The organism is Fluviicola sp. (genome assembly GCF_029266855.1).
Lineage (GTDB): Bacteria > Bacteroidota > Bacteroidia > Flavobacteriales_D > Crocinitomicaceae > Fluviicola.
Genome location: NZ_JAQSWB010000007.1, coordinates 153951 through 175452, shown reverse-complemented (window position 1 = coordinate 175452; position 21502 = coordinate 153951). Strand labels below are relative to the sequence as shown.

22 protein-coding genes are annotated in these 21502 nt (G+C 37.7%); 16 read left to right on the top strand and 6 right to left on the bottom strand.

Annotated elements, in window-relative coordinates:
* Nucleotides 1-39: 39 nt before the first annotated feature.
* The 4 genes from K0S23_RS14560 to K0S23_RS14545 form a co-directional block, all read right to left on the bottom strand.
* Nucleotides 40-654, bottom strand: a complete 615-nt coding sequence (locus K0S23_RS14560; RefSeq protein WP_300358831.1) for a hypothetical protein — start codon at nt 652-654, stop codon at nt 40-42.
* A gap of 131 nt (nt 655-785) precedes the next feature.
* Nucleotides 786-1709 carry a hypothetical protein gene (locus K0S23_RS14555; protein WP_300358829.1) on the bottom strand — a complete coding sequence of 308 codons (924 nt, stop codon included), beginning with the start codon at nt 1707-1709 and terminating at the stop codon, nt 786-788.
* A gap of 77 nt (nt 1710-1786) precedes the next feature.
* Complete coding sequence (locus tag K0S23_RS14550; protein ID WP_300358826.1) at nt 1787-2668, bottom strand: DMT family transporter; 882 nt, start codon at nt 2666-2668, stop codon at nt 1787-1789.
* A 31-nt stretch (nt 2669-2699) separates the two neighbouring features.
* Nucleotides 2700-4427 carry a histidine kinase dimerization/phosphoacceptor domain -containing protein gene (locus K0S23_RS14545; RefSeq protein WP_300358823.1) on the bottom strand — a complete coding sequence of 576 codons (1728 nt, stop codon included), beginning with the start codon at nt 4425-4427 and terminating at the stop codon, nt 2700-2702.
* Nucleotides 4428-4667: 240 nt separating this feature from the next.
* On the opposite strand from K0S23_RS14545, the gene K0S23_RS14540 reads away from it, so the two are divergent.
* The 15 genes from K0S23_RS14540 to K0S23_RS14470 all read left to right on the top strand — a co-directional run bounded on the left by K0S23_RS14540 (nt 4668) and on the right by K0S23_RS14470 (nt 18575).
* Nucleotides 4668-4976 (top strand): DUF3467 domain-containing protein, encoded by a 309-nt coding sequence (locus K0S23_RS14540; protein ID WP_300358820.1) that lies wholly within the window; start codon nt 4668-4670, stop codon nt 4974-4976.
* 114 nt (nt 4977-5090) lie between these two features.
* A complete protein-coding gene (locus tag K0S23_RS14535) occupies nt 5091-6305 on the top strand; it encodes an oligosaccharide flippase family protein (RefSeq protein ID WP_300358818.1) in 1215 nt (404 codons plus the stop codon).
* A 3-nt stretch (nt 6306-6308) separates the two neighbouring features.
* Nucleotides 6309-7607: an O-antigen ligase gene (locus K0S23_RS14530; protein WP_300358816.1), complete on the top strand. Its 1299-nt coding sequence runs from the start codon at nt 6309-6311 to the stop codon at nt 7605-7607.
* Entirely contained in the window at nt 7573-8490 is a 918-nt protein-coding gene (locus tag K0S23_RS14525) for a glycosyltransferase family 2 protein (RefSeq protein WP_300358814.1), read from the top strand. Before K0S23_RS14530 ends, K0S23_RS14525 begins: the two co-directional genes overlap by 35 nt.
* A complete protein-coding gene (locus tag K0S23_RS14520) occupies nt 8490-9419 on the top strand; it encodes an NAD(P)-dependent oxidoreductase (RefSeq protein ID WP_300358811.1) in 930 nt (309 codons plus the stop codon). Before K0S23_RS14525 ends, K0S23_RS14520 begins: the two co-directional genes overlap by 1 nt.
* Complete coding sequence (locus tag K0S23_RS14515) at nt 9416-10498, top strand: glycosyltransferase (protein ID WP_300358808.1); 1083 nt, start codon at nt 9416-9418, stop codon at nt 10496-10498. Before K0S23_RS14520 ends, K0S23_RS14515 begins: the two co-directional genes overlap by 4 nt.
* Before the next feature lie 3 nt (nt 10499-10501).
* Nucleotides 10502-11029, top strand: coding sequence for a hypothetical protein (locus tag K0S23_RS14510; protein ID WP_300358805.1), 528 nt, complete (start codon nt 10502-10504; stop codon nt 11027-11029).
* Complete coding sequence (locus K0S23_RS14505; RefSeq protein ID WP_300358802.1) at nt 11029-12276, top strand: O-antigen ligase family protein; 1248 nt, start codon at nt 11029-11031, stop codon at nt 12274-12276. The genes K0S23_RS14510 and K0S23_RS14505 overlap by 1 nt, the downstream gene beginning before the upstream one ends.
* Nucleotides 12277-12495: 219 nt before the next feature.
* On the top strand, nt 12496-12795 hold the full coding sequence (locus K0S23_RS14500) for a hypothetical protein (protein WP_300358800.1): 300 nt from the start codon (nt 12496-12498) through the stop codon (nt 12793-12795).
* Nucleotides 12788-13081: a cell division protein ZapA gene (locus K0S23_RS14495; protein ID WP_300358797.1), complete on the top strand. Its 294-nt coding sequence runs from the start codon at nt 12788-12790 to the stop codon at nt 13079-13081. The genes K0S23_RS14500 and K0S23_RS14495 overlap by 8 nt, the downstream gene beginning before the upstream one ends.
* Nucleotides 13082-13160: 79 nt before the next feature.
* Nucleotides 13161-14696, top strand: coding sequence for a ribonuclease Y (gene rny, locus K0S23_RS14490; protein WP_300358795.1), 1536 nt, complete (start codon nt 13161-13163; stop codon nt 14694-14696).
* Nucleotides 14697-14798: 102 nt separating this feature from the next.
* Entirely contained in the window at nt 14799-15797 is a 999-nt protein-coding gene (locus tag K0S23_RS14485; RefSeq protein ID WP_300358793.1) for an SDR family NAD(P)-dependent oxidoreductase, read from the top strand.
* Nucleotides 15798-15838: 41 nt separating this feature from the next.
* Nucleotides 15839-17095, top strand: a complete 1257-nt coding sequence (locus K0S23_RS14480; protein WP_300358791.1) for an oligosaccharide flippase family protein — start codon at nt 15839-15841, stop codon at nt 17093-17095.
* An 86-nt stretch (nt 17096-17181) separates the two neighbouring features.
* Nucleotides 17182-17799, top strand: a complete 618-nt coding sequence (hisH, locus tag K0S23_RS14475; protein ID WP_300358789.1) for an imidazole glycerol phosphate synthase subunit HisH — start codon at nt 17182-17184, stop codon at nt 17797-17799.
* Nucleotides 17799-18575, top strand: coding sequence for an AglZ/HisF2 family acetamidino modification protein (locus K0S23_RS14470; RefSeq protein ID WP_300358787.1), 777 nt, complete (start codon nt 17799-17801; stop codon nt 18573-18575). Before hisH ends, K0S23_RS14470 begins: the two co-directional genes overlap by 1 nt.
* Here K0S23_RS14470 and K0S23_RS14465 read toward each other — a convergent pair whose 3' ends face one another.
* Nucleotides 18576-19289, bottom strand: coding sequence for a hypothetical protein (locus K0S23_RS14465; protein ID WP_300358785.1), 714 nt, complete (start codon nt 19287-19289; stop codon nt 18576-18578). It abuts the gene before it with no gap.
* A 4-nt stretch (nt 19290-19293) separates the two neighbouring features.
* A complete protein-coding gene (locus tag K0S23_RS14460; protein WP_300358782.1) occupies nt 19294-20211 on the bottom strand; it encodes an acyltransferase in 918 nt (305 codons plus the stop codon).
* Between the two features lie 216 nt (nt 20212-20427).
* Between K0S23_RS14460 and wecB the strand changes: the two genes are divergently transcribed.
* Nucleotides 20428-21498: a non-hydrolyzing UDP-N-acetylglucosamine 2-epimerase gene (gene wecB, locus K0S23_RS14455; protein ID WP_300358779.1), complete on the top strand. Its 1071-nt coding sequence runs from the start codon at nt 20428-20430 to the stop codon at nt 21496-21498.
* The last annotated feature ends 4 nt before the right edge of the window (nt 21499-21502 follow it).

Genomic DNA, 21502 nt, shown 5'->3' with positions numbered 1-21502 from the left:
TCAACCGGAGGGGATTTTTTATTGATCAAAAATGAAAATTTATTCACCTGATTTTCCTTTGCAGAAAGTATAGTAAATTCCGACTGTCAGCCGACCACCAGGCGCACCCGAATTGAAGCTAAAGTTGTTAGAGGTTTGATCAGGAGTTTTGATGAAACCTGTTCTTGAATGTGTGAAACCAAAAACCCCAACGGAACCGAAAATGCTAAATCGCGGAGAAACAGAATAAGCAAAGCCCGCATTCAAACTCACATTAAAGATATTCAACTTACCGGTGCTTCCAAACCCGGAACTTAGATTAGATGCTCTTCCCAAATAGTTGGTACTGATTCCCACAAATGGTTTAAAGCTTGCCTTTCCGAAAACATAGCGGCCATAGATCCTGCCTCCGAATTGCATGTTGTCAAGTATGTTCGCAGGGATAAATGAATTTCGGTAACCGCTTACTGTTAGTCCTAAACCAATTTGTATCTGATCACTTACAAAAGTACCTACTTCCGGTGAGAATGACCAGGAAGCTGATTTTGAAATAATAGATCGCGGTTGTTTTAGAATTGAAGAGATTCCGGTACTTCCTCCGAGGTACCAGGATCCTTTTTGTCCGAAAGCGATTGCTGCTGAAATAAAAGTGGCAAGTAAGATTATTCTTTTCATAAATAGTTAGTTAAAATAATTTCTTGCGTTTTAGCAAAAGCCATGCCTTATTTCTGAATGCTCCGGTTAGGAGATAAAAAAAGGAGGGACATAGATTCCCTCCTTCAAAATTGTTTGTGTAATTCCGATATTTACGGTGTAATGATGGGCTTTAAACCTCTTAATCCCATGTCTGTCGGATAATCACCACCTGTCGGCTCATATTTTCCATCCTGGTTTGCATCATACCACTCAAAACTTTTGTTTGTGGAGAGTGACATGGTACAAGTAATATCCTGTGTTTCATTTCCGGTAATAGTGAAAGGGGTATCAAAATTTCCGGTTACAACACAAGAACCTGCAGGAACCGGTGATGTTGCCGATAAAGGATTTGGTACAGTGGTAACTGAAGCCTGACCCTGAACAACGATTCCGTAATTCTCAAATGCCCAGTATCCCTGCAATTTGTTTGCATTGATATTCAGGGTTTGCGTCCAGACTTTATAGTTCGAGATATAGGTATTAAATCCTACAAAGGCAGCCAAACGGCCGGTGTAATCATTTCCATCCGAGTAACGGTAATTCAAACTGTAGTTTTGATAAGTCAGGGACAAGCGAACCCAGTTATAAGTATCAGGTGAAATATCCTTCAATGGAATTTTCAGGAATACTTCATTGTCTCCTTTGATAATTGCTTTACTGAAATCAACAGCATTTGAGCCACCTGCTGTAGTTTCTGCGCCATGATACAAAACTTCACCCGCTCCTAATTGTGTATACATATTTTGAGCAAACTCAATGTAATGGGCACTCATTGCATGAAATATAGGTGATTGAGCTGAATGATTTGATGGGATCACAGCCGGATTGCCAAAATTGTCCAGACGTGGCTGCAAAGAATCAAAATGTAATTTCACAATTAAGTAGGGTCCTGTTTCTACCGCATATGTGCAACTTCCATCATCTGAGTTTGCCTTGGAGTTGTAGTTGGTTGCATTCTCATCGGTGCAACCCTTTTTTTTGCATCCTACTGATATTATAGCAAGCAGGATGAACAGAAATGTTAGTTTTTTCATAGTTTTCAGTTTTCGAATGCTAAAGTAGAGAAAATAAAAGACTTGTTTATTGGGATAACGAATTCAGTACAACTATGTTACTTTCTGTTAATCATATATACAGCGGCAATTCCCAACATACCACCGGCAATGGTATTTATTTCCAATTTTTCACCCAGAATAGCGAATGAGAATATCGCGGCACTGAACGGTACAATAAAGATAAAACTACTCGCTTTTTCAGCTCCGATTTTAGAAGTGGCAAAAAAGTAAGTGGTGGTTGCCAGAGTGGTTGTAATCACACTTGAAAAAAGAACATTTCCCCAGAAATGAATATCCGGCGTTTGAATTAATTTACCAATTTCTGTAAAGTCGCAAAAAGGAAAAATACACAAAAAGGTAACTAGATACATCCACCAGGTAAATGCAAACGGTGAACCATATTTCGCAGATTTCGATGTAAATTTGCTCATAACAGCCCAAATCAAGGCACTTAACAGAAAGTACAGGTTTCCGGGTCTCGCAAAAATAGTCTCATTCCCCCAAACTTTCAGGAGCATTAAACCGGCAATAACTCCAAATAATAAGCCGATGAATTCGTTTCTTGTCGGTTTTTTCCAGTCAATGAGCATCCCAATTCCATAAGCCATAACCGGATTTAAGGTTGTAACTAAAATACCGCCAGCTCCGGGGCTTCCATTTTTAAGGCCTGCAAGAAAGGTGTAATTATACGTTGCCATGAGAGCGCCGGCAATGAGCAGGAATGGAATTCCTTTCCTGGAAATAGTGAACTTTGTTTTTAATGGAATCAGAAGAAGCAGGAAACTGATGACGACGAATCCATAACGAAAAACGCCTAAATCAACCGGAGAGCCAAAGGAAGTTAAGACCTTGTTGGAAGGCCAGCTTATTCCCCAAACGACCATGCTGCAAATCATAGCGATTGTGAGCATGGATTGAGAGGGCTGTTTTTCTTTCATGGTGCAAAAATACGGAATTCTTGCAGTAGCCTTATTCGAGCGGAAATAAAAAAGTAAAGCTTGTTCCTTTTGGAGTGGACGGACATTCCATTTTGCCGTGAAGTTGGTTGTTTAAAGCTTCTACAATTTCAAGCCCCAGGGAAAAGTGATTTCTGAAATCATTGCTTTCAAATCCGCTTCCATTGTCGGATATTTTTAAAAGTAATTCGTTATCAACCATTTTTGTGATTAGGGACAAATGAGGATTCTTGGTTTCCTTGTAGGCATGTTTCAAGGCATTGTTGATAAGCTCGGAAGCAATTAAACCGAGAGGAACGGCTTGGTCAATGCTTAGCTCCAGGTCTTCAAAATCAGTATAAGTCTCGATCTGCTTGGTTTTGACAGAGAGTGCCTGCAATTGCAAAGACAGAATATTCTGAAGATAACTGGCACTGTTTACACGTCCCAGATCTGCATCGCTTTGATAAAGGCTTTGGTGCATTAGTGCAATGGTCTGGATCCTGATTTTACTATTTCTCAAAGCATCAATCGCAATTTCATCCGTTAATTGCGATTCCTGTAAATTCAGTAAACTGGAAACTATCTGCAAACTATTTTTCACCCGGTGATGAACTTCTTTTAGTAAAACCTCTTTCTCGTGAAGAGCTTTGTCAATAGTTTTATTCTGCTCCCGGATTTCTGCATTTGATTGTTTAAGTGCCTGGTTCAGTTTTCGTGATTTCCTGAAGTAGAACAAACCTAAGATAATCAGAGAAGAGGCAATAAACAAGGCTAATAATGCAAAGGTTGTTTTTCGTTTAGTCAGGATCAGTTTCCGCTTTTGAATCTGGATTATTTCCTTTCCTCTTCTGAGTTCGTAATCTGCCTCCAGGCGTGCAATGCGTACTTTGTTCGCATTCATCTGCAAACTGTCCTGGTAAACGTTCATGAGTTCATTGTAATGAAGCGCAGTTTTATAATCTCCGAGAATTTGATAACTCTCTTTTAATCCGGAATATGAATAAGTAATGTCCTCCAAACTGTGTACTTTTAAAGCAAGACTCAGACATAAATTATTGTAATACAATGAAGAATCAATCATTTTGACCTCTCTGTATTGTCTGCCGATATTGTAAAGGATCAAAAGCTCGTCAAGCGGTTGATTTATTTTTCTGTATTGAACAATAGCTTTTTTGTAGATTTTAAGTGCTTCAGGAGTATTACCTGTATTCATTAATATATTGGCAATGTTGTTGTTGATTTTCGTTTCAAGATATGGATTTACGATCCTTTTCATCTTTTGTTTGGCATCCTTGTAATACTTCATGGCAGCAGCATATTTACCAAATTGAAAACAGGTGTTTCCTCGGCAAATAAGAGCTTCAATAAGCATTTGATGCTGTTTGTTTGATTGTGCATAGTTTTCTGCAAGTTTCAGGCATTCATCAGACTTTTTCTTCTCCTTGATAATACTGTAAGCCTGCGCGAGCAACAGATTTGCTTTACTTATTCCTTCATGATTTTTCTTTTGTGAATAGTATTTATGTGATTGCAAGCCATATTCAATTGCCAAATCTATCTCACCCCGGAGAAGGTGTATTCTTGCTTTTGAGAGGGAGACTTCCCCCTGGTAGTTTATATTATGACTTTTCTTGGCTTCCTGAAATGCAAGATCAATATAGATTAAAGCCGAATCCGTATTAATGCGTTGAACCCGGAGCGCATGAATATAGTGCTGCTTTCTGCCGCCTGGTTTGAGATAGTTTGAGAAGCTATTCAAGGGCAAAAGAAAGAAAGCGATAATAATTAATATGGAATATCTACAAGTGACTGTAATTCTGTTTATTAGTTCTTTCAGATGCGGAAGATAGGAATAATATCCTACAGCATAAGTGAGGGATTAAATTTTTAGTCCGTATTTCTTGCCGGTTGCACACTTCCAAGGAAGGATAAGGTAAGATAGGGCATTTAATTTTGAAAACAGTTTAAAAAGTCTTCGGAAACCTGTATTTTCGTTACCATGGAAAAAAATGACAATCAAATTAATATTGAGCTAAATGAAGAGTTAGCGGAAGGGGTTTATTCTAACCTCGCTATAATCACTCATTCGCAAGCTGAATTTGTTGCAGATTTTGTTCAAATGATGCCAGGAATGCCAAAGGCAAAAGTTCGTTCCAGAGTAATCATGTCACCACAAAATGCAAAGCGTTTAATGCGGGCGTTGGCCGAGAATGTTCAAAAATATGAGCAAGTAAATGGCGTAATTAATGATACGGATACACCTCCTTTTCCACCAATGAATTTTGGAGGAACAACCAATCAGGCATAATTCAATTATTAGGCGTCATAGTTATTAATTAATCAGAATAAATTGGTTGGTAAGCTGAATTTAAAAAACCGGTCCGAATTCATTAAGAATATTCTGAAATTAATTACAGGTACTGTGATTGCGCAGCTCCTGACAATTGCGTTTTCGCCAATTGTTCAGCGCATGTTCACCCAGGAAGAGTGGGGTTTTTTTGCGTTAATAAGCTCTATTTACGGTGTTATTGCCCTAATAGCAGGCGGAAGATATGAAGTGGCATTGCTCGTCCCGAAACGAAATATAGATGCAGCGAACCTGCTGGCGCTTTCATTATTGGTAAATGTAGCCTTTGCAACCGTTTTTTACGGAATTTTATTCCTGTTATCATTCCTGGGTTGGAATGAAAGATTAGGTGTATGGTATTATATTTTGCCGATCTTCGTTTTAATAGTCGGGTTTAGTCAATCCCTTATGGCATGGAATAATCGGCGAAGGAGGTATCGTGAAATAGCAACATTCCGAATTTCCCAATCACTCTTCAACAATGTTTTTTCAGTTTCCACAAGCCTGGCCAAGTTCCAGTATAATGGGATTTTGATCGCGTTTTTCAGTTCGGCATTTTTGTCATTATTCGTTGCTTTGTATCAGATAAAGGCAGATTTCCGCTTAATTATTAAGGGTGTCAGCTTTAAGCGAATGCTATTTGTAGGAAGAAAATACGCCAGGTTTCCACTGATCAATTCTTTCCAGGCCTTACTGGATGCACTTCAACTCAACGGATTAATTTACATTATTTCATTCCTGTTCGGAGATTACTATGTGGGAATTTTTTCATTGGCGATTCGTATATTGTTTTTGCCGATGAGTTTTATTGGGGCATCCATTGCCCAGGTTTTCTATCAGGAAGCAAATTCAGCGGTACATAACAAAGAACCTATGTTCCCATTAGTGAAACGGACAATAAAAATGAGTTGTTTGATCATTATTCCGGTATTTATTATTCTGATATTAGCCGGACCTCAATTGTTTTCCTTTGTTTATGGAAAAGAATGGTTTCGTTCGGGAGTTTATGCCAGATACCTGGCAGCCTGGGTTTGTATTGATTTTATACGTGCAGCACTTTCTCAGATCCCTTTGATTTTTAACAGGCATCACGTTTTGCTCATATTCTCGATTACAAGTAATTTCTTCGTTTTACTTGTTTTTATCATAGGATCATATTTGGAATTAAACCTGGGAAGCATCCTCTTATTAACCTCAATAATACAAGTTTTGCTTATCTTCGCACTGATCAACTGGATTATACGAATTTCTAAATCCTATGACGCCCAATTATCTAATCGCGATCATTAAAAAATGAGTATCTATAATTATCTTAAGTCCAATCAATTAAGTGTTTTTTTAAGCCTTTTGGTTTTTTACCCGACTATTCGCTTACTTATTATGGGGGCAGAACATGCATCCGGCTTTTCAATATTGATAAGTTTGATCCCTGAAATGCTTTTTTCGTTGATACTGCTGTTTTTTCTTTTATCCCTGATTAAGGATAAGAACAGGAAAATGCATCTGTTTGATAAAATTGTCATTACTTATTTTTTGTTCAATGTCCTCATTGGAGTTTATCTTTCACATGATCTTAAAGCAAGTTTATATGGCTTTAGATTAACTTACTTACCAATGCTGGCTTATTTCGTCGGTTCATATTATTGGGATAAAAAAGTAAACCTTGATAGTCTTTTTCATGGCTTTTTTAAAATATTGGTCTTCGTTGCGATCATTGGTTTTGTGATTTATTTCTTTTTCCCGGGAGTACATGTTTATTTCCATAAAATCATGACCGACAAACCTATTGTAATGGCTTTTAAAGGTTTTGTGAGAATGACATCCATTTTCTGGACACCGGTAGTCTTTGCTATGATTATGCTGAGTGCATTTTGCTATTGGACTTATCAGTACTTAAAAACAGGAAATATCTTCGCATTACTTTTCTCTTTAGTAACGGTGAATGCTGTGTTCTTTAGTGTTTCAAGAGGGCCTATGATAGCTTCTTTTTTTGCATTGGCTATTTTACTGTTACTTGGAAAAAACAGAAAAGCCAAAATGATTTTGGTAACTTTTATTCTTTTTGAATTGCTGATTTTTTATCTGTTTGTTCCCCAGTTTTCTCAATTGATGGAATGGGTACTTACCTCGTCTAAACAAACAGTAGGTCTCGAGAGCGGTAATACCAGGGTTGGTTTATGGGCAGAAGTTATTCATTCCATCGAACATAATCCAATGGGATTGGGATTAGGAAAGGCCGGTCACACAGCTGTACAATTGTTTCCACCCAATACTCCGGGTGTTTCGTTTGCATCAACGGATGGTTGGTATTTTAAATTAATGATTGAAACAGGAATTTCTGCATTAGCAATGTATCTGGGCATGGCCCTAATGTTTTTTATAAGTCTGATCCGGTACATTAGAAAACATGCGTTCGATTTTGTAAGTGTTATATTTATCATTTTTATTGTCACTGGTTTGGTGAATATTGTAAGTAATGCATTGGATTTTTATTTGTTTAGTTACTTGTATTGGTTTTTACTTGGACTATTTGTATTCAAATTGAAACAAAACGGGGATGTCAGAAAGGAAAATTTCAGTAGTAATAGTTAATTATAATGTCAGAGACCTGATTCTTACAAGTCTTAGAACACTTTATAAATACAACTCTTCAGAGAATTTGGAAGTGATTGTTGTTGATAATAATTCAGCAGATAATTCCTGCCAGGCTATAAAAACTGAGTTTCCACAGGTTATTTTAATTGAAAATGACTTTAATGCAGGATTTCCAATGGGAAATAATCAGGGTTTTGAACTTGCGACCGGAGATTATATTTTTATGCTGAATCCGGACACGGAGTTTCAGGATAATGCGATCGATATCATGAGGGATTATTTGGATCAGCACCCGGAAATTCATTTATTGGCTCCCAAATTATTAAATTCAGACAGGAGTTTTCAACTCAGTGCCTGGAGATATCCTACAGTAGCGTCTGTTTTTTGTGAATCATTTTATCTGAATTTCTTTTTGAAAAAGAAAAATTACGAGGACAAGAATTTTAATGAAATTTTTGAAGGAGAATCTTTTTCAGGAGCAGCTCTTTTCTTTAGAAGAACACTTTTTGATAAGATTGGAGTTCTCGATGAAACGATGTTCTGGATTGAAGATGTAGAATTTTGCTGGAGAGCAAATCATCATGGGCTGAAATGTCTGTATTTCCCGAATGCGCGAATTGTGCATCATATCGGGCAAAGTGCCAAGAAAAACTACAATATTTCAATTTCGAATCAAGTTTTTAATAAGATCAAATTCTTTTCTAAACACGGAAGTCGTTTTCAGGCGCTTGTAATTAAATGGATCAGTTTGTTTCATGTCCTGTTTAAAATCGTTTTGTTTGCTTTACTTTCTCCGTTTAAAGTGACCTATTTTAGAAAGCTGAAAGCATATATGTATACATTACCTAGGATTTTTAATCCTCCCAAAGGAATTTCATAATGAAAAAAAGAGTAATTATAACTGGTGCTACCGGATTTGTGGGGAAAAATTTACTCCGTTTTTTGGACACAGCACACTATGATATTACATTAATGAGCAGGGATCTGACTAAACTAAATGAAAACCTTTTTGGTTTCTCGGTAGTTTATGGAGATTTAAATGATAAGAATTCCTTAAAAAAGGCTTTTGAACAGCAGGATATTCTCATTAATCTTGCGGCTGAAGTTCGTAATCAGGAAAAATTGGATCAGACGAATGTTCAAGGAACAAACAATCTGATCGAAGCAGTTAAGTATTCTGGTATTTCAAAGATTATCCACCTTAGCAGTGTTGGAGTTGTTGGTAAATCATATAGCCCTGTAAGTTACCTGGTGGATGAATTAGAAAGACCGACACCTCAAAATTTATATGAACAAACAAAACTAAAATCCGAGGAGGCACTTTTCAATCAAAATAATGGAGCTTATCAACTTGTTGTTTTAAGACCCACCAATGTTTTTGGGGAAATGCATCCGTTCAATGCGTTGAACAATCTGATGACAAAGATTCAACATCAAAAAACACTCCTTGGAACTAAAGAAGCAAAAGTCAATTACTTGTATGTTGGTGATTTGTGCCAAGTAATCACTTTTTTTTTAACGAACGATTCATCTAATGGTGTATTTCATGTGGGCGATTCTATGAATTTAATAGAATTCTACCGTTTAATTGCTAAAAAACTGGGTGTAAAGCTTCATTGTTATTACTTGCCGAATTTCCTGCGCGATTTTTTAGATATTATAAAAATCACCAAACTAAGAGTGGTAACAAACCAGATTATATACACTGATTTGAAGTTAAAAAATGAAATTGGCAATTATGAATTTGGTGTAGATAAGGGTTTAGATTTGACAATTGATTACTTTCGTAAGAATAACTTGTTAAAATGAGAATCTGTTATTTTGCATTTGGAGAGAGTTTTCATACCCTTAGGTGGTGTAATCACTTCCAGTCCTTAGGACATGAGGTTCACTTGATTACATTTGTTCCGATTTCCCAAGAAGCATGTCCAGATGTCCAGATACATGTCATTCCCGCTAGTAAAGCAGATGTTTCAGGTGGAAACTGGCATTACATCACTAAATTCTTAAAAGTAAGACGTTTAGTTAAATCAATTAAACCCAATATTTTTCATTCTCTTTATGCTACTAGTTACGGCGTGACAGGAGCATTGGTAGGGCATAAGAACTATGTGATAACTGCACTTGGTTCTGATCTATTAATTAGTGGAAGGAATTCCAGAATTTACCGAAAAGCTCTTCAGTTTGCCTTCAGAAAAGCAAAATGGATTACTGTGATGTCGCAGGAAATGTATGATGTTACAAGAGAAATGGGAACAGATATGTCTAAAGTCGATATTGTTCCTTTTGGAATAGATCCAGTAGTCTTTAATTCTGATTCCCGCGCTCTTCCGGATAACGAATTTGTGATTACCAGTACACGGAATTTAGAAACCATTTACAACATTCCTCACTTGATACGTGCAGTAGCAATAGTGAAAGATAAAATTCCAAACCTTAAAGTGAATATTATGGGATTTGGGCGACTAAAAGATGAGCTGATTGCCTTAACGCATGAATTAGGTTTGTCAGAACTTGTGACTTTTTGGGGAGAAGTAAATCGATATCAAATTTCTGAAACCTTAAACAAGACTCATATCTTCGTATCCGTTTCATTATCAGACGGGAATAATATCTCTTTAAATGAAGCAATGGCTTGCGATGCTTTTTGTATTGCTACAAATATCGCGGCTAACCGGGAATGGATAACTGATGGTGAAAACGGGTTTTTGGTAGAGATCAATGATGTGGAAGGTTTAGCTAGTCGAATTATGGAAACGTATACCAACTACGAAGCTTTTCACAAAAAGGCAAGTCCGATAAATAAGAAAGTAATCGAAGAAAAAGGAATTTGGGCCAATAACATGAAAGTTGTTGAGCAGAAATATCATGAAATGATCAATAACTAAGCAATGAAACGAGTTGTAATTATTGGAGCTGGCGGGCATGCCCGCGTTATTGCAGATGCATTGTCATATTCCAATGAATATCTCCTGGCCGGCTTTTTTGATGATTCAATTGCTGTAGGGGAAGTTGTTTTTGGAGATGCCAAAGTATTAGGAACAGTAGAAGACTTTACTTCGAAACGAATCCAACCGGATGCCTGTATTATCGGAATTGGAGATAATACAATAAGAAGAAAATTGGTAAACGAAACAATCGGAGTTACATGGGCTACGGTCATTCATCCCAAGTCAATCATTGCAACAAATGCAGTTGTTGGTCAGGGAGCAGTGGTTTTGGCAGGAGCAGTGATCAATTCGAACTCCGAAATTGGTCGACATTCAATTATTAATTCCAATGTAGTAGTGGATCACGATTGTAAAGTTGGTGAATTTTCTCATTTGGCGATAGGCACCTTACTTGGAAGTAACTCGGTTATTTCGGATTCCGTTAAAACCCACATCGGGCAAGTAATTCCCGTTTTTTCGACTATTTGATGAAAGCAAAACTCCAAATAGAACAAGTATACGAATACTTACTTGCAGCAACCTTAGCTTGTTTTTGTTTTGCCCCGAAATCAATCAGTCTTTTTGCCGGTTTATTGATCTTATTCACAATCACACAGGTTGTGCGTAAGAAAATGAAGTTTGTTTTTTCACCGGTTTTACTGACCTTCGTGTTACTTTATTTAGCCTATGCCATAGGAGTTTTTTTCACGGATCATATGGGCGATGCGCTCGGATATTTGGAGAAGAAATTGGTTCTGGTGCTTTTCCCGCTTTTATTTTCCTTTCGGTTTCAACGGCAGTTAGATCTGAAACCGATTACTATCGGCTTGGTTTTGGGAACAGTCATACTAACAGTTTTATCAGTTTTTCACGGAATTGATGTTTACTACTTAACTCATGACTTCAATAATAGCTTTGGAAGTACCAGCTATTCATACATCCATCATCCGACTTACTTTGCCGCTATAGCTACGATTACACTGCTGATGGTTCGTGAAGGAGTTCGAAATAAATGGAAGGGATTTAATTACTGGACACTCGGAGCCTATTTCTTACTGACCTGCGCCAATTTACTGTTCTGTTTTTCGTTTGCTTCCTTGCTTTTCTTTTTCTTACTGATTACTGTAATACTGATTGTTTATTTCTATAGGCGGCTTCCAAGGGTTTTGTTTCTGGTTGTCATAGTGCTTCTTCCAATTATCCCTGTTGCAGCATATTACGGAAATATACACGTGCAGATAGAGGTCGACAATGCTAAAAATGATCTTTCGGCATACGTTCAAAACCCGGATTTGATCTTTGAAAAAGTAAGGACTAACCCTTCCGGAAATCAGACGAGGTTATTGATGTGGACAGTTTCAACCCAGGAGTTTTTAGAACACCCGATGGGATCAGGAACAGCGAATTTTGATGATAAACTTGGAAAAAGATTACGGGATAAAGGCTTGGATGATTATGCTGAATTCAAGTACAATCCGCACAACCAATTTCTTCAAGTAGCTGTCGAAATCGGTGTTTTGGGCTTGCTAATCTTTCTTTCGATTTTTGTCTGTTATTTCAGAATGGCCATGAAGTATCGGTTTAGTCTGTTGTTTTGGCTGACTTTGAACTTGGCCTTCAATTGTTTGTTTGAATCTATGCTCCAACGTCAAAGTGGAATTGTGTTTTATGTCTTGCTTTTCTGCTTATTCACTGTTTATCTCCAAAACCGGAAATCTCCATCTGGAAGCAATTAATTCCGTTTTTTAGAAATTCCCGAAAATTTTCTTCTGCTAAAACTGAGAATAGTTGTAAACAGCACAACAAGAATTCGGTACTAGGCTCCGCGGCGACGGACGTAATTCGTGATTAATTTGATTTATCGCCAAAAAACTGTTCACAACTTACAATAAAATTGTTGTAGAATTGGTTTTACCTGTTATTTTTGTACAAACGCTTATTGGATGACGTCTGAGTTGAAATCTTTAATTGAACAAATTGGCGCGAAATCTCGTCAGTTACACCAATCGTTGGTGACTGAGAGAGAACGCGTTCGTTCTATGACAGATGAAATTAACCGTCTTAATACTGAAATTTCTGATTTTAAAAACCAGAAAAAGGCAATGGAGGAAGAGCTCCAAAGCTTGAGATCAGAATTGAGCCAAACGCGTGAACAAGTTCAGGTACAAGCTGTTTCAACCAATGGAGTTGAAATTGATGTGCTTGTGAAAGAGATTGATTTCTGCATTCAACAATTAAAAATAGCGAATGAGTAAGGTGTCTTTGAAAGTAGTGGTTGCTGGCCGCACGTATCCTTTAACTGTCCAGGAGTCGGAAGTAGAAAAGGTGCAGCGTGCTGCCGAAGATATTAATAAAGCAATTAAACAACTTCAGGATAATTTTGCTGTTCGCGATATGCAAGACTTATTGGCGATGACCGCCTTACAATTGTCTACTAGAGGGGGGAAAGCACCGGTTTCCGGTAACGCTCCCCAAGCTGATTTCTCTGAAGCAACTGCTGCATTGAAAGCACTTTCTGATGATTTGGATGCATTGAATTAATTGCTTTATAGCAGGTCTTTTTCTCACTTGTTTACGTAACATTCTCCGTAAGCAGTGGGATTTTTTTATTTAAGAAACTATGGTAAATGTAATTATTGGAGCATTGATCGGGTTGATTGGAGGTGGTGTAGCTACTTTCATTATCCAGAATACAATGTTAAAGAAAAGGAAGGAACAAATCTTGAAAGAAGCGGATCTGGAAGGAGAAGCGATGAAGAAGGATAAAATTCTCCAGGCAAAGGAACGCTTTCTGAAATTAAAGGAAGAGCATGAGGAAAACGTCAAAGAACGTGAAAGACGCATGCAATCAAATGAAGACAGGGTGAAAAGCAAAGAAAAGGCACTCACACAAAAAATCGAAGAGGTTTCCAGGAAAGAAAAAGACACGGAGCGTTTACAAGCTGAACTTGCAACGAAGGTTGAAGCAAACGAAATTCGTCATCAGGAGTTGGATAAAATGCACCAAAAGCGTGTTGCTGAGCTGACAAAAATCACCGGGATGTCTATTGAAGAGGCGAAAAACCTGTTGATGGAATCTTTAAAAGACGAAGCAAGAACTGCTGCAATGGTTCATATTAAAGAAATAACAGAAGAAGCAAAACTGAATGCAAACAGGGAAGCAAAACGCATCGTGATTCAAACCATTCAGCGTGTGGCTTCGGAACAAGCGGTAGAGAATGCAGTTTCTGTATTCAATATTGATTCTGATGAGGTGAAAGGACGTATTATTGGTCGTGAAGGTAGAAACATCCGTGCGCTGGAAGCAGCTACCGGTGTTGAGATCATTGTGGATGATACTCCGGAAGCAATTATTTTGTCTTGTTTTGATCCGGTAAGAAGAGAAATCGCCCGTTTGGCTTTACATCAATTGGTTTCGGATGGTCGTATTCACCCTGCCCGAATTGAAGAAGTAGTAGCGAAAACGAAAAAATCTTTGGAAGAAGAAATCGCTGAAACGGGAAGAAGAACATGCATCGATTTGGGAATTCACGGATTACATCCGGAATTAATCCGTATGGTTGGACGTATGAAATACCGATCTTCTTACGGACAGAACTTATTGCAGCATAGCCGCGAAGTAGCAAATCTTTGTGCGATCATGGCTGCTGAACTCGGCTTAAATGTAAAAGTGGCAAAACGTGCCGGATTATTACACGATATTGGTAAAGTTCCGGATGAAGAACCGGAATTGCCACATGCTATCCTGGGAATGAAAATAGCTGAGAAATTCGGTGAAAAACCGGATGTATTGAATGCAATCGGAGCTCACCATGATGAAATTGAAATGACAACCCTGATCTCGCCGATCGTACAAATTTGTGACTCCATTTCTGGTGCTCGCCCAGGTGCTCGTCGTGAAGTTGTAGAATCTTATATCAAACGGATTAAAGATCTGGAGAATTTGGCTTTGTCTTATGACGGGGTGAATTCAGCATATGCAATTCAGGCAGGTAGAGAACTTCGTGTTTTAGTGGAAAGTGAAAAAGTAACAGATTTACGGGCTGATGAATTATCGTTTGCAATTTCTCAGAAAATTCAAACGGAAATGACTTATCCGGGACAGGTAAAAGTGACCGTGATTCGTGAAAAACGTTCAGTGAATTACGCTAAATAAGGGAAGTTCGGCTTTCGATGATGGTCAAACGTCAGTATGGCCCCGGTGTAATGAAGTTTATATTGATATTGACAAAGGGTTGAATAATAAATGTGATTGATAGTGAATATCCCCATTGAGATTATACAGAGATTAAAAGATAAAACCATTTTGATAACCGGTGGTGCCGGTTTCATTGGTTCAAATTTGGCAGAGGCACTATTGAAAATAGGGGCCTCTGTTATTGTTTTGGATAATTTGGAAACAGGCCTTCAGTCGAATGTCGATAGATTGTCCCAATACGAAAATTGCCGTTTTGTAAACGGAGATATTTGTAATCCGGAGGATTACAGGCATTTATTAAAGGATGTGGATGCGATCTCTAACCAGGCCGCATTAGGGTCTGTTCCGAGATCTATAGAATTCCCCTTCAAAAACCATCACGTTAATGCAACTGGTTTTTTAACGATTCTTCATGAGGCACAATTGGCAAATGTAAAACGGTTTGTCTATGCGAGTTCCTCATCTGTTTACGGAGATTCCATTACCTCGCCCAAACAAGAAGGCCAGGAAGGAGCACTGCTTTCTCCTTATGCGGCTACTAAAAGACTAAACGAGGAATACGCCCAGGTTTATCATCAGTTGTATGGAATGGAAACAGTTGGTTTACGGTACTTCAATGTGTTTGGTCCGTACCAGGATCCAAATGGTGTTTATGCTGCTGCTATCCCGAAATTTTTAGATAAAATGCTTCGGGGAGAGGAAATTGTTATACATGGAGATGGGGAACAATCGCGAGATTTTACCTATGTAAATAATGCAATTTATGCAAATTTGTTATCCTTGGCTTCAGAAGACAAGGAAGCTTTAGGTCAGGCTTACAATGTAGCATGTGGACGGAGTCTAACGTTAAATGATCTGATTCAGAGCATGCAGGACGAATTGAAAGGATTGGGTGTAACAACGAAAAGTACGATTACTTACGGACCCCCAAGAAAAGGAGATATTAAGGATTCCTTGGCTTCAACAGCTAAGATGGAGCAATATTTGAATTATAAACCCCTATATACCTTTGAAGAAGGAATTAATGAATACCTTCGTCATGTGTTGCAATGCAAATAAAAGCATTAAAATCTGACTTTGTAAAATCTGTCCTGACTTTAATGACAGGTACCGTAATTGCTCAGTTGATTGCTTACCTCATTTATCCTGTACTCACCCGAATTTACTCCACGGCAGATATGGGGGAGTTGGGAGTTTATACGCGATTGGTTGCATTTATTGCAGCATTTGCAACTGCCCGTTATGAAGCAACCCTTCCGGTTGCAAAACAGGATAATCACGCATTTTCATTATATCGCTTGTCATTTCGGATCTCGCTGATTGTTCTCACGGCGGTTTTCCTGGTCGGACTGACTTATTATATGCTCAAACCATATAGTTTTTCCAATTACGTGTTCCTGGTGATTTCAGTCTTGAGTGCGTATGTCAGTGTTTGGATCAACCTGGGAACAAACTGGTCGGTGAGAAAAAAACTTTTCCGACAGATCTCCATCCAGCGCATGGTTAATTCTGTTTCAGTGAATACATTGAGACTAATCTTCGGTCTTTTGAACTGGGGTTCTTTCGGATTGATTTTCGGAACACTGCTCGGATCTTTTTTATCCGTTTTTTCTTTCGTCAGGACCTTTTTATCGAATAAAAAAGGAGATACTTCTTCCAGTGATTTGAAAAGAATGCGCATATTGGCTAAAAACTACAAATCGTATCCGACGGTGTACTTGCCGCATGTTTTATTGGATCTGGGAGTAGACCTGGCATTAGCTGCATTTATTGTGGAGTTTTATGGGAAAGGAACTTTTGGTTCTTACAGTTATGCGTATTTGATGCTAAAACTGCCTTTATCACTCTTCGGTCAGTCCCTGGGACAAGTCTTTTTCAATAAAAGTTCTGAATTGTTCAATAAGAAACAAGCTGTCTATCCATTGACTTTAAAAACACTCCGAACCCTGTTTTATATTTCGATTATTCCATTTACAGTACTTTTCTTTTTTGGAAGTGATCTTTTTGGGTTTGTTTTCGGTGAGAAATGGAGGGAAGCAGGAAGAATTGCGGAAATACTGGCCCCTGCTTTAATGCTGAATTTCATTGTTTCACCCATTTCATCCTTATCCCTGGTATTGTCTAAACAAAAATTGATGTTTGGTTTCGGTTTGATAGTAGCATTTTTCCAGTTGTTTAATTTCGGAGTTCTTCCGATTCTTTTAAAAACGATGGGAAAACTGAATTTAACCGATTCGGGATTTGATTCATTTCATTGGATTCTGGGCTTTAATTCTGTTTTATTGTCAATCATCTATTTGATTATCATTCTTCTTTTCCTGAAACTCACCAAAACGATAAAGACAGATGCTGCATAAAAGTATATTTGAATTGGAGAATATAAAAAGTTCAGATGTTCAAATTGAACCTTTTAGACTTTTTAAACCTTTTGAACTTCTTTAGCATGATAGTAATTGTTGATTATGGCCTGGGAAATTTAGGCTCGATAAAGAACATGCTCCAGTTTATAGGCTTTGACGCTGTAATTTCCAGTGATAAGGAGCAAATTTCGGCTGCAGGTAAACTTATTCTTCCAGGAGTAGGATCATTTGACCAGGGAATGAATAATTTGAATGAAAGAGGGTTGATACCGGTTTTAAATCAGCGAGTTTTGACAGATAAAGTTCCGATACTGGGAATTTGCCTGGGAATGCAGTTACTGGGTATGAAAAGTGAGGAAGGAATCCGACCTGGTCTTTCCTGGATCGATCTGGAAAGTAAAAAGTTCAATTCAACGGATTATAAATCATTTCCTGTTCCGCACCTGGGGTGGGATTATGTTTCGGCACCCGAACAGGGAAATAAACTGTTGAAAGGATTTGACGAAGAAACGAGATTCTATTTTGCTCATTCATACTTTGTAAAATGCAGCAATCGCAATGAAGTTGTTTTGGAAGCTGATTACATTCATAAATTTGATGCCGCAGTTCTGAAAGGACATATTGCAGGTGTTCAGTTTCATCCTGAAAAAAGCCATAGATTCGGCATGCAGTTATTAACCAATTTTATTTCCGAATTCTGATGGCTCTACCACGATGTATTCCGGTTCTTTTACTTCAGAATGGCGGCTTGGTTAAAACAGTTCAGTTTCAGAATTCAAGGTATATAGGAGATCCCTTGAATGCGATTCGAATCTTCAATGAAAAGGAAGTGGATGAACTTGTTTTTCTGGATATTGATGCTTCCGTTAAAGGAACTCCAATTCCTTTCGGACTGTTGAAGGAGATTGCGGAAGAATGTTTTATGCCATTGACTTATGGCGGAGGTATTAAAACAATAGAGGATATTCGTAAGATCATTCAAATCGGAATAGAAAAAGTAATTATCGGTTCGGAAGTTTTCGAGAATCCGGAGTTTTTAAAGCAGGCAGTGAGCGAATTTGGAAGTTCGAGTATTTGTGTTTCACTGGATGTCAGAAAAACACCTTCCGGTGAATATCGTTTGTATTCTAAATCAGGAACAAAAGCTACTGATTTGGATCTTGCCGATTTTTCCCGGAAACTGGATCAAATGGGAGTCGGAGAAATTTTAATTCATTCAATTGACAGGGAAGGTACAAGAAGCGGATATGATTTGGAATTGATTCAACTTATAAGGGAAGTTGTGAAAATCCCCTTGATTATTTCCGGTGGCGCAGGAACGATTGACCATTTATGCCAGGCAATTGAAATTGGGGCTACAGCAGTAGCAGCGGGAAGTATGTTTGTTTTTCATGGTAAACACCAAGCTGTGTTGATTTCTTACCTTGACAGCGCTTCTTTAAGCAGAATTCATTCAAGTGTTCGCCGGAAAAATTGATTAATAGGGCATTTCCCACTCAATGTTTTCTTCTTTAGCCAGTTTAACAAGTAATTTGAATTCGTCAGCAACTTGTTTTCGTGCTATATAGTTCTCTGGATGTATTAGAATTACGACACGCTGTTTTTTTGCTGTTTCAACTAATTGTTTAATAGAGTCAAAGCCAGGCAACCTATAATCTGGCTCGATCCAGAATATTTTTTCGTAGAAACCGTTTGTATCACTTAAGTCTTCTTCAGATTCACAGATACCATTTCCTGAAGGGAAAGCACAATCAAGTTCTTTTGCCCATTTCAGATACTTTTCCGGTTCAAAAGGTGGGTAATGATTTTTTCCTAGTTTTAATATTCCGGATCCATGTTTTGAAAAAGTACTAACGTTGACCCCTGGTAACTTGTTTCGAAAAGAATTCAGTTCAGATTTGAATGTTTCAAACGTTCTTGTGTTTTCAGCATGAAAGCCGGTCTTATGCTTCCCGGATGCCATTAATTTCAATACCTTTTCGTTTGGTCTTGTACACGTACGGTAGTAAAAATAGCCCTTTACAGAGTTCTTATTGCAAAATTCAAGGAATTGAATTTGATGAGAAAGATATGCTGGAGAACTCGTCAAAGCAAATCCTGCGTAATCTTCCATCAACTTACTGATTATTTTACGAAAAATAGTATGATTACCGTAGGGTTTATCTACATCAACTCTTAGTACAATACTCATTGATTTATTTATTATAAAGTCTTACACCATAACGGCGTAAATAGGATACAAATTCATCCAGTTTTTTTGATTTGGAAGCTTTGATTAACTGTTTGTTCAGATGGTCAATAATATGAATTCCTTTTTGGTTCAATACATCAATTTCCGTTTGGCTGAGAGAGCTGTTTAATAAAACAAGGATTGCTCCTTCGGGGAGATTATCAGTTGAGTCGATAGATAGAATAATCCCGTCTAAATTGATTTTATTTTTCTCTTTTTCCGCTATAGGAAGGTCTTTATAATCCAGGTAAGCATGAATAATTTCATTGAAACGCCCCAATTTTTCTTCGGGACTGATAGTCTGACCAATATTTTCTTTTATAATCTTTGCCGGACTGCCTCCGATTAAACTATTTGGTGGATAAGTTTTGTTCAGTAAAGAATTTCCTCCAACAATTGAATTGGTACCGATATGTGTATTTGGAAGAATAAAAACTCGCCATGGAATCCAAACATTGTCTTCAATGACCACTTTGCCAAAAGACACTCCGGCACCATCCAGGTAATTTGGCCATACACCATGAGTAAAAATCAATGTATGTCCACCAATTCCTACATTCTTTCCTATTTCAACACCATGCCCCGTATCAATCCAGCAAAAAGGAAAAACCCTGCTGTGATCATCCAGGATAATAGATGATTTTTTAGATTGTTCACCTTTTATAACAACCAATGGTGCTATATGAATATGTTTTCTGAAATCAACATTTTGAGTGGAGATGATAGATAGCGGTTGGATTTTCGAATAAGCACCGATTCTCAGCTTTTTTGTTTTTATTATACAGAAAGGACCAATGCTTACATTGTTTTCGATAATAACATCATTTGCAGTAAGTAAAGTCCCGATTCTGATACGTACTTTTTTTCCAATCTTTTGCCCCATAATCCTCCTGATTGGTTTATTAAGAAAAGAAGGGGTGAAAAAAAGAATATAGTTAAGGATGCTTTTCATATCGGGTATAAGCGCACAAAATAAAAACCGAAGATAGTTTTTTTTGATCAATTTAAATCATGAATTTTGGAATGAATGAAAAGTAAATTAGTCTTTATAAAGAGAAAATATTCGAGTATTCAAAGGAAATAGTTTATTTTGTCCTCAATGGAAAGATTAAAAATCGTAACAATTTTAGGCGCAAGACCTCAGTTTATAAAAGCGGCTGCTGTCTCTTCAACATTCAGTAAGTATTTTGATGAAATTTTAGTTCATACCGGGCAACATTACGATGCAAATATGTCGGATGTTTTCTTTGAAGAATTGAATATCCCGAATCCAAAATATCATTTAAATATTGGCTCGGGCTCACACGGCGCAATGACAGGTGCAATGCTGGCGGAAATTGAGAAGGTATTGGAAATTGAAAAACCGGATTTCGTTTTGGTTTATGGGGATACCAACTCAACAATTGCCGGATCTTTAGCGGCATCTAAGTTATTGATTCCGGTTATTCACGTGGAAGCAGGCCTGAGAAGTTTTAACAAGGCAATGCCGGAAGAGCAAAATCGAATCTTAACTGATCATATTTCGGATTTATTGTTTGTCCCGACTCAAACTGCTGTTGATCATTTGAAAAATGAAGGGATAACAAAGGGTGTTCATTTAGTTGGAGATGTTATGTACGATGGAATTTTACATTTTACTAAGATCGCCAGGGAAAAAAGCATGATCCTTGATGAGCTTCAGCTTCAGGAAGGATCGTTTTTATTGTGTACGATTCATCGGGCTGAAAATACGAATAGTTTGGAGCGACTAACTGCTATTGTTGCAGGCTTAAATGCGTGTAATGAATCGGTTGTTCTACCGTTGCATCCCAGAACATTGAAATATATTGCCGATTACGGATTAAAGCTGGGTGATAACATCCGGGTGATAGATCCGGTTGGATATTTGGACATGGTACGTTTGGAATCAACAGCTAAGAAAATTGTAACGGATAGCGGAGGTATTCAAAAAGAAGCTTTCTTTTTGGGAATTCCCTGTATTACGATGAGAGATGAAACCGAATGGGTTGAAACTGTTGATAATGGCTGGAATATCCTGGTGGGAGCAAACGAACAGAAAATAGTAGATGCGATTAAGAACTTTAATCCGACGAGCGAACGCTTAACTTATTTTGGGGAGGGAAATGCTGCGGAATTAATGATCGACCTGATTTTGAACTATAAAAATTAAGAAA